General features: G+C 38.9%; 11 protein-coding genes and 1 other annotated feature. Of the genes, 2 read left to right on the top strand and 9 right to left on the bottom strand.

Annotated elements, in window-relative coordinates; translation table 11 throughout:
* Window positions 1–188: 188 nt before the first annotated feature.
* The 6 genes from BSO02S_RS05100 to refZ all read right to left on the bottom strand — a co-directional run bounded on the left by BSO02S_RS05100 (window position 189) and on the right by refZ (window position 7,429).
* Window positions 189–1,760, bottom strand: a complete 1,572-nt coding sequence (locus BSO02S_RS05100) for an SSO2105 N-terminal domain-containing protein (RefSeq protein WP_066063472.1) — start codon at window positions 1,758–1,760, stop codon at window positions 189–191.
* A gap of 303 nt (window positions 1,761–2,063) precedes the next feature.
* A complete protein-coding gene (locus BSO02S_RS05095) occupies window positions 2,064–2,267 on the bottom strand; it encodes an alpha/beta-type small acid-soluble spore protein (RefSeq protein ID WP_066063470.1) in 204 nt (67 codons plus the stop codon).
* A gap of 100 nt (window positions 2,268–2,367) precedes the next feature.
* Window positions 2,368–3,573, bottom strand: a complete 1,206-nt coding sequence (gene thiI, locus BSO02S_RS05090) for a tRNA uracil 4-sulfurtransferase ThiI (RefSeq protein WP_066063467.1) — start codon at window positions 3,571–3,573, stop codon at window positions 2,368–2,370.
* Window positions 3,574–4,716, bottom strand: a complete 1,143-nt coding sequence (locus tag BSO02S_RS05085; RefSeq protein ID WP_066063466.1) for a cysteine desulfurase family protein — start codon at window positions 4,714–4,716, stop codon at window positions 3,574–3,576.
* A gap of 121 nt (window positions 4,717–4,837) precedes the next feature.
* Window positions 4,838–6,526 carry a septation ring formation regulator EzrA gene (gene ezrA, locus BSO02S_RS05080; RefSeq protein ID WP_066063465.1) on the bottom strand — a complete coding sequence of 563 codons (1,689 nt, stop codon included), beginning with the start codon at window positions 6,524–6,526 and terminating at the stop codon, window positions 4,838–4,840.
* Between the two features lie 270 nt (window positions 6,527–6,796).
* Complete coding sequence (gene refZ, locus BSO02S_RS05075; RefSeq protein ID WP_066063463.1) at window positions 6,797–7,429, bottom strand: forespore capture DNA-binding protein RefZ; 633 nt, start codon at window positions 7,427–7,429, stop codon at window positions 6,797–6,799.
* Between the two features lie 156 nt (window positions 7,430–7,585).
* Here refZ and msrC point away from each other — a divergent pair, with 156 nt between their 5' ends.
* Window positions 7,586–8,068, top strand: a complete 483-nt coding sequence (gene msrC / locus BSO02S_RS05070) for a free L-methionine (R)-S-oxide reductase MsrC (protein ID WP_066063461.1) — start codon at window positions 7,586–7,588, stop codon at window positions 8,066–8,068.
* 28 nt (window positions 8,069–8,096) lie between these two features.
* Here msrC and megL read toward each other — a convergent pair whose 3' ends face one another.
* Window positions 8,097–9,281, bottom strand: coding sequence for a methionine gamma-lyase (gene megL / locus BSO02S_RS05065; RefSeq protein ID WP_066063459.1), 1,185 nt, complete (start codon window positions 9,279–9,281; stop codon window positions 8,097–8,099).
* Between the two features lie 90 nt (window positions 9,282–9,371).
* Window positions 9,372–10,802, bottom strand: coding sequence for a sensor domain-containing diguanylate cyclase (locus BSO02S_RS05060; protein ID WP_066063457.1), 1,431 nt, complete (start codon window positions 10,800–10,802; stop codon window positions 9,372–9,374).
* Between the two features lie 379 nt (window positions 10,803–11,181).
* Between BSO02S_RS05060 and rpsD the strand changes: the two genes are divergently transcribed.
* Entirely contained in the window at window positions 11,182–11,784 is a 603-nt protein-coding gene (gene rpsD / locus BSO02S_RS05055; protein WP_066063455.1) for a 30S ribosomal protein S4, read from the top strand.
* A gap of 94 nt (window positions 11,785–11,878) precedes the next feature.
* Here rpsD and tyrS read toward each other — a convergent pair whose 3' ends face one another.
* Window positions 11,879–13,135, bottom strand: a complete 1,257-nt coding sequence (gene tyrS / locus BSO02S_RS05050) for a tyrosine--tRNA ligase (RefSeq protein WP_066063453.1) — start codon at window positions 13,133–13,135, stop codon at window positions 11,879–11,881.
* Between the two features lie 41 nt (window positions 13,136–13,176).
* Window positions 13,177–13,394, bottom strand: a binding site (T-box leader).
* Window positions 13,395–13,411: the final 17 nt, after the last annotated feature.

Here is a 13,411-nt window from a genome sequence, read left to right as displayed (position 1 = left end):
ATTCGCCCCCGAACCAAGAAAAAGGGACCTGCCATGACGATTCTCACGTCACTCCGTCAGGAAAGGAATCTAACCCTTGCCCTGAACCTATTGTCCAAGACTGCCTGCGGTGCTCTGTTAGAGCTGGCAATTGCGAAAGACCATTCCTTCTGTTGGTCAGACTTCCGCAAGGATTTTGTAACCGAGGATTACACCTCCTTTAATTGTAATACCTGGTTCTTTATAAGTAATGTTTTGTGTATGACATTCCATAGTTTCCAACTATGGTTTTCTTTAAAGTCATCAATATTTTTTAACATCATCGCTATAAATTTCCTTCTTTGCTTCCCATTAATTGATTTTTCCCTAGATTCTTCCATCGACCCGAGAATATGAATCAACATTGGTTTCACTAAAGAGCGAAGATGATTTATTAATTCTTTCGGAATTTTTTCCTCAAAATCCAGACCTCTTCTTCCAATAACGAAAGAAGCAGCCTCGTGGACCGAGAGACCATACATTTTGGTATACTTAAATCGGCCAATAACCGACGTATAAGCAGGGTTAACCTTTTTTATTTTGAAACCAAATTTCGTCCCTTTTGAAATAAGAGCATTTTGCAGCTTATTTTTTGCGAAGGAATGGACAAGACGATTAAACCTTTTAACTGTATCATGGTCTTGTTTAAATTTGAGATCTTCTAAAACAAAGGCTCCAACATTCCATTGCAATAAATAGTCAATTATTTCTTTTGCCGTTTCTCCAGCAACGTTGGTCCTTCTGTTGCTTTTCACATACTCCATTTCATGGCAATAGAACGTTCTCGATTCCAAGAAGCAACCTTGCTTTGTTAAAATGGTAACGGTAATTTTGTCAATGTTTACATCGATACCCGCCACAATATCGGAAGTGATTTTTTCACTCCATTTCAGTTCAGAACCAAAGGTTTCAAGGTCATACGTCATGTGAACATAATATTTTTTACCTCTTCGTTTGATTTCAATGGAGTAAACTTGGTATTCCTCCATTGGTTTTCCCGTCGGAGTTTTTCCGACAACGTTTGGCATGACGATATTGATGATTTCTACAAAATATTTATCGGGAATATGGACTCTAAAACGAAGCCTCGGACTATTTTTCTTTCCTTCATTTTTCAGAAGTGGATTAGCCACTTCTATATAAAATTGGTTTTCTGTTTCATCCAACACCATTCTTGTGTTTAGATTTCCTTTTTTTGATTTATCACCACGGGAGTAAAGAGTATTCGCACGAAGTTCTTTCCATTCTTTTAGTGAAATCTTATTGTCCAACCGATCATAAAAGTTTTTCTTGCCTCCGAAAATAACCGTTGGAATGGTTCCTTGTTCTCTGTGAGTCAAAAGGACAGATTCCTTCTCCAGAAGTTTATCTAGACGAGCTTTTAAACCAGCTAAACAAATTTCTACCGGAACTTTCTTTGGCCATTTTTTACCCGTTTGATAATCTTCTATTTTTTGAATTGTTTTTTGAATCTTTCCCTGCACTCCTTCAATGCGAGTAGGCAGCAATTCTATCTGGCTCAAGATGACAGCTTGAGCATGCAAAACCGCATCTTCTGAGTATCGTTTATTCAAACCAAACTTTTGTTGAACGATTTTAATGACATCGCCAGATTTTTCTCCTTCTACTAAACGATTGAAAGAATATCTTATTGCCGAACACCAGGTTCTCATCAAATCATTGAGATGGTCTATTTCTTCGTTTTTATTCACTTCTAACAAACAGATTCGTGTGATTTTCATCGTTACACTCCTCGTATACTGGTTTTATCTTATTATACCGAATATACGTTCGCAAGTACATTAAAAGCTATCGGAGTTTTTTGAATGCTTTAATACAACTTAATAACCTTTTTGAAGCAGTTGTAACCTCCTCAATAATCTTTTAGTTCCATTATACAGAATTTAATAAAAATTTAAAATATGATTAAATCTTTATTTGCTCCTAGAACCTGATGCTAATTATATACCTCTTTTAAAAAAACAAAAACAAAAAAGAGCGGGAGTTACCTCCACGCTCTCTGTAGCCATCGTATTTATTTTTGATTATCGAGAAAATCCGCCGCCTAATTGTTGCTCAGCCATTTGAACTAAACGTTTTGTGATTTCACCACCAACAGAACCGTTAGCGCGTGAAGTAGTGTCTGCTCCAAGATTAACACCAAATTCGTTTGCAATTTCATATTTCATTTGGTCAAGAGCTTGTTCAACACCAGGAACTAATAATTGATTTGAATTGTTGCTTGCCATGTGATATCACCTCCTTGTGAGTATAGAATGTGTAGAACCCCCGTGCTTCATTCTATTTCACAACTGGTAATTGTTCACAAAAAATTAGAATATTACCTTTTTAGAATAATTCATTCAATTCTGTGAGGTTTTTACTGACAGGTTTAATAACAAGCGTTTCTGTCTTTTGGACAGCTTCATCAATCATCGGTTCAAAATCAAAGAAGCTTTCATAGTGCTCCACTTTCTCTCTTTTCGGTTTCGTTTTCGGTGAGGAGGGAACAAAAATGGTACAGCAATCCTCAAAAGGTCTGTTGGAGATTTCAAGTGTATCAATTTCGTTGGCGATTTTCATGATATCTATTTTGTCCATTGTAATCAAAGGACGAATAAGCGGTGTATTTGTCACTTCATTGATTGCATACATACTTTCGAGGGTCTGACTGGCCACTTGCCCGAGGCTTTCCCCGGTAATAATGGCAAGACCTTCATGTTTTTCCCTGATTTTATCCGTGATTCGGAGCATCATTCTCCTTGTTGAGGTCATTGAGTAATTTTCCGGTATTTGTTCTCGGATTGCTTGCTGGATATTTGTAAATGGCACGATGTGCAAGGTCATTTTGCCATATATTTCAGCAAGCTTTTTAGAAAGGTCAATGACCTTTTCTTTTGATCTTTCACTTGTAAAGGGGGGACTAAAAAAATGGACAGCCTCAATTTCTAATCCCCGCTTCATTGCCATATACCCTGCAACAGGGCTGTCAATTCCGCCTGAAAGCATGAGCATGGCTTTACCGCTCGAGCCGACAGGCAGGCCGCCCGCACCGTGAATGGTTTCACAGGATAAATAAACCGCTTCTTTTCTAACCTCAATTCGTAACTCAATATCAGGATTTTTCACATTTACTGTTATTCCTGGAATGTTTTTTAATAAATGTGCCCCAAACGTATGATTGCTTTCATCCGTATCCAGTTCAAAGGTTTTATCGGATCTTTTTGTGGTTACTTTGAAGGTTTGACCTTGACTGTATCGAGAGGTCACTAATTTAAGTGCCGCTTGTTTTAGTGCTTCAATCTCCCTTTCCACTTTAATGGCCGGGCTAAAGGACTGGATTCCAAAGATAGTCTGTAATTTCTCGATAATCTCCTGCCCATTTTCACCATTTAAGAGCACATACATTCGATCACGACTGGCTTCCACTTTAATTTTCGGAAAGGGAGCTAGCGCGATTCTGACACTCTTTCTTAATTTCTCAACAAATTGATTGCGATTCCTGCCTTTTGTTGATATTTCACCGTAGCGAATTAGTATACGATCATAGTCCATTTATTTCATAACCCTTCCTAATTGGTTTGCAGTATCTTCAAAGGCTTTAATAGCGGTCATTGCTTCATCTTCCGTATTATCAAAAGATAGGCTGATCCTGATTGCACTTTCGGCCAGCGCTTCAGGAACACCCATAGCAAGCAGCGTCCTACTTGGTGATTTCTTCTTTGAAGAACAAGCGCTTGTTGTCGAAACAAAGATGCCTTTCTGCTCAAGCGCATGGATAAATACCTCTGATTTAATTCCTTTTATTGAAAAATTAATGATATGTGGTGCAGCGTTGTCAATCGGTGTATGGATTTGAACACCTTCTATACCATTTAACCCCGTTCTTAAGATGCTCTGAATTTTCTTCATTCTTTCCATTTCTCTTTCACTTTTTGCCAATGTCATTCGTAAGGCTTTTGCCATTGCTACGGCGCCGGCCACATTTTCCGTACCACTTCGAACCATCCGTTCTTGATTGCCGCCAGAAAATAATGGCTGAATTCTTGTACCCCCGCGAATAAAAAGGGCACCCGTACCTTTTAAACCATGAAATTTATGGGCGGAAAGGGAGCAAAAATCCACTCTATTTTCGGATAAGGAAAGGGGAACCTTTCCAATCGCTTGAACCGTATCAACATGAAATAAAATGGTTGGATATTTTTTTAACATTTGTCCTATTTCTTTAATCGGCTGAACCGTACCTACTTCATTGTTGACCTGCATAATCGAGATTAGGCTCGTTTCCTTCTTTATCGCCTTTTCGACCGCACCGGCACTAACTCTTCCCTTTTCGTCAACTGGCAGATAGGTTATTTCAAAGCCATCGCGCTCTAGCTGTTCCATTGCGGCCTGAACAGAAGCATGCTCCACACTGGAAGTAATCAAGTGGCGTCCCTTATTTCTATTCAGTAAAGCCGCGCCTTTTATCGCCAGATTGTTACTTTCTGTACCGCCAGATGTAAAATAAAGCTCGGCTGGTTTCACTTTTATAAGCTGAGCTATCTGTTCTCTTGCTTGAGATAAAAGCTTCTCAGCCTGCCCTCCCATACTGTGCAGTGAAGATGGGTTGCCAAAAAATTCACTTGAAACGGTGACAAAAGAATCCAATACTTCTTTATATGGTTTAGTCGTTGCACTATTATCAAAATAAATCATCTTTCTCTCCTCCGAACCACCAACACACTTACAAAAATAAATCTTATCATAAACGGGTTTTTTTAAAAAGAAAAACAAAAAACCGATTCATGCCATTTAGGGCGGTGAATCGGTTCTTTTGTTATTCAGCTTCAGCACTGGCTTTAATTTTCTTCAAGGCTTCCGGGTCAATCCCCTCAAGTGTTGCTGCCACTTGCTCTAATGCCTCTTGGTAATCATACTGTCTGAAGGCCAATTCAGCATCGGACAATCCTTTGGCAACAGTTGGATACTGGCTTTTATAACGGTTCCCATATTGAATCGCTTTCTCAGCCAGCTTAACATTTTCCAACAGTTCAATCGTTGTATTAACAAGTTTGTCAACCGTTAATACCGCAATTTCTAAGTACTGATTTAAGGCAGAAATGTTAAGTGGTTTTTCATCAAGCTGATATTTAACATTTTGAATACTCTCATTTGTATCCTCTAATAAATACTTATAGTCTTCCGGCAAACCAGGGACATTGCTTTTATAAACAAGACGAACGGTCTCCCGAACTTTTTTCTTAAGCTCATTCACTCGTTCTCGTGCTTCAAGCTCATCTTTCCGTAGTGCTTGAAGTTTTAATGCAAAATCTTGCTGCCCTTCGCGGATGATTTCGAGAGCCTCTTTAATAGTACTCAATTCCTCCCCAATCACTGATTGGGCTGTTTCGTTCATTTTTACCTTTTCAATCAGAATATCATATTGTTTATAGATAGCGGTAAGTTCTCTTTCCAGATTCCTTTGTGTTTCAAAGTCACTTTCGGACAACTGATAGCTTTCCTGAACGTGAACGACTTCACTAGAAAGAAGGATATTTTCCTCTTGGGCAGCATCAAGGAGTTCACTGGCTGTCTGTTCATTTTTCATCACATAATGCTTAGCGTGAACTTCTTTTTCAAAAAGATCAAAAAGGATGTCAAGCCTTTCCTTCACTTCCTTTATTCCTTCTTCGGCTTTATCAATTTCGATTGCCTCGATAAGGACTAAATTCTCCGCAAGCTTTTCTTCTAGCCGTTTAATTTCTTTGACTACATTAAGATGATCCAAATAATAAGCCTGTGCAGACATTTCCTGGTAACCAGCTAAACACTCAGAAAGTTGGTTTGGCAGGAGGGATTGACATTCAATTAAAAACTGTGGAATTAAATCCATATGTTTTTTTATTGTTCCAAGCTGACTTTGCATCAATAAAACAATTTCGCGCGCTTCAAGATAATTACCTAGTTCTGTTTTTTCATCAAATTCCTGGAACTTTTGCGCTGTATCATTAAGCAGCAATTCTAGTTGTTTTTCCGCACTGCCAAAGCTGTGACGGTGGGCAAGAAGCATCTTTTTTGATTCTCGATAAAGCTCTTTTAGTTCCTCGATTTCCACTCTGTTTTTTTCCTCGCTGCCTACCAGTTCATGCAACTCTTCTAAAATACTTTTTATTTGAACCTCTGTTTCCTGTAACTTTATATGGATCGCCTGCTGGACCCCTTTGGCTTTATTGAATCTGTACTTATCTATGTACTCTTCTGCATCAAAAAGCATTTCCTCAAGATTAGGAAGCTGTACCGTAACAACATCGTCCCATTGACTCCGCCAGCGTTCGAACAATTCTTCCGTTTGGCCTGTCATATTGAGCTGTTTCACCTTAGACATTTCATCCAGTATTGGCCGATTCATTAAATCGATTTTCCACGCTTCCAATCGGTCCATTTCTTTAAAATACTTTTTCTTTATTAAATATCCCAATACAAATAAGGCTAGTAATAGGATGAAAAATCCAATGAAAAGTTTCACATGTAAGCCCCCTATTTCAAACAACATTGATTCTCAATTAAGTATTTATGATATCTATATTAAAAATCCCTTAGCGTTCTATTCAATGCTCTTATGATACCATGTAAACGACATTTTTTGACTATCTTTTTCAATTTTTTTGTAAAATAAATGAAAACTCGTCGATTGGAGAGTCTGATAGGATGGTTCATGGGGCGTAGTTGAATTTATTCGACATCGGAAAGCAGAAATTCGGCAAAACTTATTAACAAAAAAAAATAGCGAATGCCGCTATTTTAATGCTGCCTCTTTTTTAGATGGCACATCCGTACATAGGGTTTTTTCTATCCATAAATAGATATCTTTTAAATACTTTTGCTCAAAGAATGGTTCACTTGGAAAGATGTACAAAACTTCTCTCATATAATGTGTATTCATAAATGGCATCATTAGCAGCCCTTTTAGTTGAATGATTAAATAGGGAATAGAATGTGGACGGAATTCATTCCATTCAAAGCCCCGTTCAAATATCTTCTGAAAATAGTATTTTTCTTTAAGTGAATAAGTCGACATGATTTCTCTTACCACTTGCGAATCCATCGACATTTCCCGATACACAAAACTGGCAAGCTGATCATTTTCACTTTGAAAATGGAGTAAATCGGCGACAACACGCTTGAGGCAATCTTTTGCACCTTTGTCAATTAGTGCATAGGCTTCTTCCACCTTAGACATGTACTGCTCAAAAAAATACGTAAAGCAATATTCTAACAGACCTGGTTTATTACCGAAATGGTAGGCAATCGTTGCTGTATTCACTTTGGCTAGACTGGCAATATCCCTAATCGACGTCCCTGAATACCCATTGGAATTAAATAACACTATTGCGGCCTTAACAATTGCTTCCTTAGCATTTATTTTCACTTGTTCTCCCCCTTCAGCTATACTTCGTTCTCCCCTTACATAATGATTCTTTGTTATAGCAAGGATTCCTTTAAGAAGATATCGACAAAGTTTGCCCATTTTCTTGTAAATTTGATAAAATAGAATATAAAACTAGATGAAAAAGGGAGAAATAACATGTTTAACGTCGAAATGTACGGTAAAGACCGTGAAAAAAATTATGAGCTAGTCAAAAAACAATTACATGCCCTTTTGCATGGTGAGAAAAATCAAATAGCCAATCTTAGCAATGCTTCGGCACTGCTGAACCAATTTCTCGACCGCGTGAACTGGGTAGGTTTTTATTTAATGGATACGAACGGGGAATTAGTTTTAGGACCATTCCAAGGTCTTCCTGCATGTATTCGCATTCCTCTGGGCAAGGGTGTATGCGGTACGGCCGCCTTGAAAAAGGAATCCGTCCGTGTCGAAGACGTTAATCAATTCCCAGGTCATATCGCATGTGATTCTGCATCACAATCAGAAATTGTCATTCCGCTGTTAAAAGGAGAGCAATTAATTGGTGTATTAGATATTGATTCCCCAGAAACAAACCGCTTTGATGAACTAGATCAAGAAAAGCTAGAAGAATTTGTCGCTGTGCTAATGCAATTTATCTAAAAAAAAAAACTCGCCTTTGGCGAGTTTTTTAGATTTTTTCAAGTGCCTGTTCCAAATCTTGCATAATATCCTCCCACGCTTCTAGGCCAATAGAGAGGCGCAACAAAGTATTTTCAATCCCCATTTTCCTGCGTTCCTCCTCCGGAACCACCGCATGGGTCATTGTTGCTGGGTGCTGTATTAATGTTTCAGCATCACCAAGACTAACAGCGATCTTTATCAATTGTAATTGATTCATAAACCGCCCCGCTGTTTCCTTTGTTCCCTTAATAGTAAAAGAAATTAACCCGCCAGGTTTTTTCATTTGTTTCTCCATAATGGAAAAATCCGAATGTTTAGGGTCTCCAGGATAATACACAGATTCAATTTTTGGATGAGCTTTCAAAAATTCAAACAGCTGACCGGCGTTTTCACAGTGGCGGTCTAAGCGGACTGGCAGTGTTTTTAACCCTCTTAACAACAGCCACGCATCAAAGGGAGAAATAATCCCGCCAATGTCTTTTTGGGTGGTGCGGGAAACCTCTTGCATAAACTCCTTTTTCCCAACTACTAGACCGGCGACAACATCTCCATGCCCGCAAATATATTTTGTGGCACTATGGATGACGACATCACATCCAAGCGAGAGCGGAGTTTGTAAATACGGCGAACAAAAGGTATTATCGACAACAACGGGAATTCCTTTTTCATTAGCTATCCTTGCCACCATTGCCAAATCGACAAGCTTCATCGTTGGGTTTATCGGTGTTTCGATGTAGATACAGGTGGTATTTGGAAGAATTTCATTTTCTAATGTTTCCTTCGAATCCATAAGCGAAAAGTTGTGGCCAATTCCATATTTCTCTTTTAATAACCCCAACAGGCCAAATGTACAGCCATAGACTCCTTGCGAACAAAGGATATGATCGCCCGTTTTTGTTAAGGCTACCAACACGGCACTAACGGCAGCCATCCCGGAGGAAAAGGCTAAGCCTGCCTCTCCTTTCTCAAGGACAGCCATCCTGTCTTCTAGTATTTTTACCGTTGGATTTCCCAAGCGAGAATAAATAAACCCCTCTTCCTTCCCAGCAAACCTATTTTCTCCTTGTTCCGCGCTTGCAAAGGTAAAGGTGGATGTTTGATATAGTGGAGGAACTAAACTCCCTTGATGTTCATCCGAATGATAACCTGAATGAATAACTTCCGTTTCAAAACGCGAATTCTTATTTTTCATTGCGGCGACCCCTCTCTATTTGAAAACGCTCTCAATTGTGATAATAGCATATGATGATGGATTAAATACCACCCATAAAATAATGATTGCCTAGCTGACCCTTATATTGTCTCCCTGGGTAACCACCTTGTCCTTTCCAGTCTCTTTGGCATAATAAAGTGCCTCATCTGCTCGTTTAAATAGGTATTTATAGGAATCTAGGCGATTTTTATGCCAATAAGAAACACCGCAGGAAACCGTAATATGCGGTACAGAGCATTCCGATACCTTTTCAACTAATCTTTTAGCAATAGCCGCTCCTGTGTCTAAAGGTACCCTCGGAAGGTAAATAGCTAGTTCTTCTCCACCCCACCGTGCCCCTACATCATTTCCGCGAATGTTTGCCTTAATTAGATTTGCTACTTGAATAAGAACACCATCTCCAACCTGATGGCCATATGTATCATTTATTCCCTTAAAATTATCAATATCAAGAAGAATAAAGGTACCTTCCTCATCCTCTTTCATTGACCACTGGATTTTTTCATCCAAAAATTTGCGCGAATGAAGCTTTGTCAGATGGTCAGTAATGATCATATTCTCTAATTCTTCCCTTAGCATTGAATTGGTGAGCGCCAGCGAAGAATGATGTAATAGCGACTGAAGCAGCTTAAATGTATCAAATGAAAAGAAATAGGGTTTTTCATGCATGACGATGGTGAAACCTATTAAAAGGTCGCTTTGAATGATCGGAATGGCAATAATGGAATGATAGCTTGTTATACTGTTTATGTTTGGCAGGTTGATATCGCCAATAAACAGCGGTTCTATTTCCTTTTGAATCTTTTCCTTTATATATTCAACATAGATTCGTGCATGTTTTGTGAAGAAGTAGGATGTTGACCCAGGGAGTGCTTTCGCTTTTGCTTGATCATGTGAAAAGAGAAAAAAGCCAATTTCTTGCGCCTCGAAGGAAGCCGTGATTTGTTCAGACATAAACGTCATTGTTTCAGTCAATCTTAGGTTAGAATTTAACCGGTGGGCGGTTTCGTTTATTAATTGCAAATCGGAAATTTCCCGTCTTGACTGTTGATAAAGTTGTGCATTCTCCAATGCACTTCCTGCACTCCCCGCTAATAAAGTAATAAACTCCACTTCATTACCTGGAAATTCCGGGGTATTCGCTGCAATTACCTGCAATACACCATAAACGCCCTGATGACCTTTCAGTGGTGCATAGATGATGGCATGATTGTCAATCAAAGAATTTTCAAATTGAACATCCCCTGATACATAGGCATTTATTGCAGCGATATTTTCACTATCATATTCAAGATCAATAATCGGAAGATCGCTGTGACTATGGGTATCCTGTGAAAGAAGTATGTAATATGAAAAGCCAGGATACACTTCTTTCAGTATGACGAATAATTCACCCAAAAGGGCTTCCACGTCCAGGGATGAATGAAGCGTTTTTGTTATTTGTAATAAGTACTTATACCTATTTACTTGCATTTGTAAATTTCTATCATGATTATCCATTTAGTCTTCACCTTGTCTAATCCCAAAAATATACATCGTAACCTAATTATAGTTAATATTGGTATGCTTTTGGAATAACTTTTTGAATAATTTATTAAATTTTTTTGAAATAGTTTTATTAATGATGGATTAGGATTTACAGAACTTCAAAAATATACTTGACTTAAGGGGAATAAAAATTATATAATACTCTTTGTGTAAAATATTGCAGCCTATGTGAACACTTTAATCGTCTCATTTTGTTCCTCACCTACATGTGATGGTGCATCTTGTAACCCTCTGCTGCTAGGGCGAAGGTGCATGAAAACAAAATGGCTGTCAAAGAGTTTCATAACGGTTTTTATTTTACCAAAATAAAAACACGAAGGAGGAGTCATTCATGGCTCGTTATACTGGCTCTAGCTGGAAAATTTCCCGTCGTCTTGGAATCTCTCTAAGCGGCACAGGTAAAGAATTAGAAAAGCGTCCTTACGCTCCTGGACAACATGGTCCAAACCAACGCAAAAAGCTTTCTGAATATGGTTTGCAATTACAAGAGAAACAAAAACTTCGTAACATTTATGGTGTTACTGAGCGTCAATTCCGCAACCTTTTTGACAAAGCTGGCAAAATGGGCGGAGTCCACGGCGAAAACTTCATGATTCTACTTGAATCACGTCTTGACAATGTTGTTTACCGTTTAGGTCTTGCTCGTACACGTCGTGCTGCTCGTCAATTAGTAAACCATGGTCACATTTTAGTTGATGGTTCTCGCGTAGATATCCCATCATACCGTTTAGCTGCTGGCCAAACAATCAGCCTTCGTGAAAAGTCTCGCAACCTTGATGTTGTGAAGGAATCAATCGAAGTAAATAACTTCGTTCCTGATTTCTTAACTTTCGATGCTGACAAATTAGAAGGTACTTTCACTCGCTTACCAGAGCGTTCTGAATTACCAGCTGAAATTAACGAAACACTTATCGTCGAGTTCTACTCACGTTAATCAGAGTGAAACCCCCATACCATTCGGTATGGGGGTTTTCTTTATTTTTTACCAAGAAAAGGACTCTGAAAAGCTTATCAAAGTCCTTTTTATTTTAGTATTTAATTAATGTGTACTTCTTTTTCCCTCTTCTAATGATGGTAAACTGTCCTTCAATTCGGTCACTCTCTTGTAAGGAATAGGTCGTATCTGTGATTTTCTCGCCGTTGATGGTGACAGCTCCATTGGCAATATCTTCACGGGCCTGCCGTTTGGATGGAGAAATCTTTGCTGCAACAAGTAAATCAACCAAATTCCCTTCTGCATCTTTAACATCAAAAGATGGAACATCCTTAAAGCCCTGCTCGATCTCTGCAGCCGTCAGACTCTTAACATCTCCGCTGAACAAAGCTTGAGAAATTTTAATCGCCTGCTCCAATGACCCCTCACCATGAATCAATCGGGTCATTTCTTCTGCTAACACCTTTTGAGCTTTGCGAAGATGCGGCTCTTCCTGTACAGACATTGCTAATTGGTCAATTTCCTCATGTGATAAGAATGTGAAAAACTTTAAGTATTTGACAACATCAGCATCCGCGGTGTTAATCCAGAACTGGTAGAACTCGTATGGTGTGGTCTTCTCCGGATTAAGCCAAACCGCGCCGCCTTCTGTCTTTCCAAATTTCGTTCCATCTGCTTTCGTAACAAGTGGAATGGTTAATCCAAACGCTTTTGCGCCCTCAGGCTGCATTTTCCGGATTAATTCCAACCCTGAGGTAATGTTCCCCCATTGATCACTGCCTCCAATTTGCAATTTACAACCATGATGTTCATACAAATGATTAAAATCCATTGCCTGTAAAATGGTGTACGTGAATTCAGTAAAAGAGATACCTGTTTCAAGCCTTGATGCAATGGTGTCCTTTGCAAGCATATAATTAACCCCGATATGTTTGCCGATGTCACGTAAAAAAGTAACAATATCCATCGAGCCGGCCCAATCATAGTTATTCACCATTTCAGCGCCATTTTCACCATCAAATTCAAAAATAGCTGCTAATTGTTTTTGGATGCCGGCAACATTTTCCTGTACCTTCTCTAAAGTTTGAAGGTTTCGCTCTTCGCTTTTTCCACTAGGGTCACCAATTAAACCTGTTGCTCCACCAACTAATACGATCGGTCGGTGGCCATGCTGCTGAAATCTCCTTAGTGTTAAAAATGGGACTAAGTGACCGATATGCAAGCTGTCAGCGGTTGGGTCAGCCCCACAGTATAATGAAATTTTCTGGTTACTTAACAGTTCTTTTAATCCTTCTTCATCTGATTGTTGGTAAATAATCCCTCTCCATGCTAAATCCTGTAATAAATCCATGCCAATTCCTCCTTCAAAAAATAAAAACGCCCCTGCACTAATGCAGGGACGTAAAATTACGCGGTACCACCCAGCTTGAGGAAAATTCCTCCAACTCAAAAAATTTAACGGTTAAGACCGTTCTCCGCTACTAATAATATTTTCACAGAGAAAGCTCGAGGATGTAATTCATTCTCCTATATGTATCAGCTTACACCACCGCTGACTCTCTAAAAACAGGGATAGAAGAACTACAGTTGATTCCCTTCAAAGCCTTTTATTAAAATGAATGTATAG

Origin of the sequence: Neobacillus soli NBRC 102451, from assembly GCF_001591665.1 — a bacterium.
Lineage (GTDB): Bacteria > Bacillota > Bacilli > Bacillales > Cytobacillaceae > Neobacillus > Neobacillus soli.
This window is presented reverse-complemented; position numbering and strand designations above follow the sequence as displayed.

Coding starts and splice junctions, on each gene's coding strand:
- msrC (WP_066063461.1), top strand. CDS start 7,586: ATGTTTAACGTCGAAATGTACGGTAAAGACCGTGAAAAAAATTATGAG.
- megL (WP_066063459.1), bottom strand. CDS start 9,281: ATGAAAAATAAGAATTCGCGTTTTGAAACGGAAGTTATTCATTCAGGT.
- tyrS (WP_066063453.1), bottom strand. CDS start 13,135: ATGGATTTATTACAGGATTTAGCATGGAGAGGGATTATTTACCAACAA.
- BSO02S_RS05095 (WP_066063470.1), bottom strand. CDS start 2,267: ATGGCAAGCAACAATTCAAATCAATTATTAGTTCCTGGTGTTGAACAA.
- BSO02S_RS05100 (WP_066063472.1), bottom strand. CDS start 1,760: ATGAAAATCACACGAATCTGTTTGTTAGAAGTGAATAAAAACGAAGAA.
- rpsD (WP_066063455.1), top strand. CDS start 11,182: ATGGCTCGTTATACTGGCTCTAGCTGGAAAATTTCCCGTCGTCTTGGA.
- BSO02S_RS05060 (WP_066063457.1), bottom strand. CDS start 10,802: ATGGATAATCATGATAGAAATTTACAAATGCAAGTAAATAGGTATAAG.
- thiI (WP_066063467.1), bottom strand. CDS start 3,573: ATGGACTATGATCGTATACTAATTCGCTACGGTGAAATATCAACAAAA.
- BSO02S_RS05085 (WP_066063466.1), bottom strand. CDS start 4,716: ATGATTTATTTTGATAATAGTGCAACGACTAAACCATATAAAGAAGTA.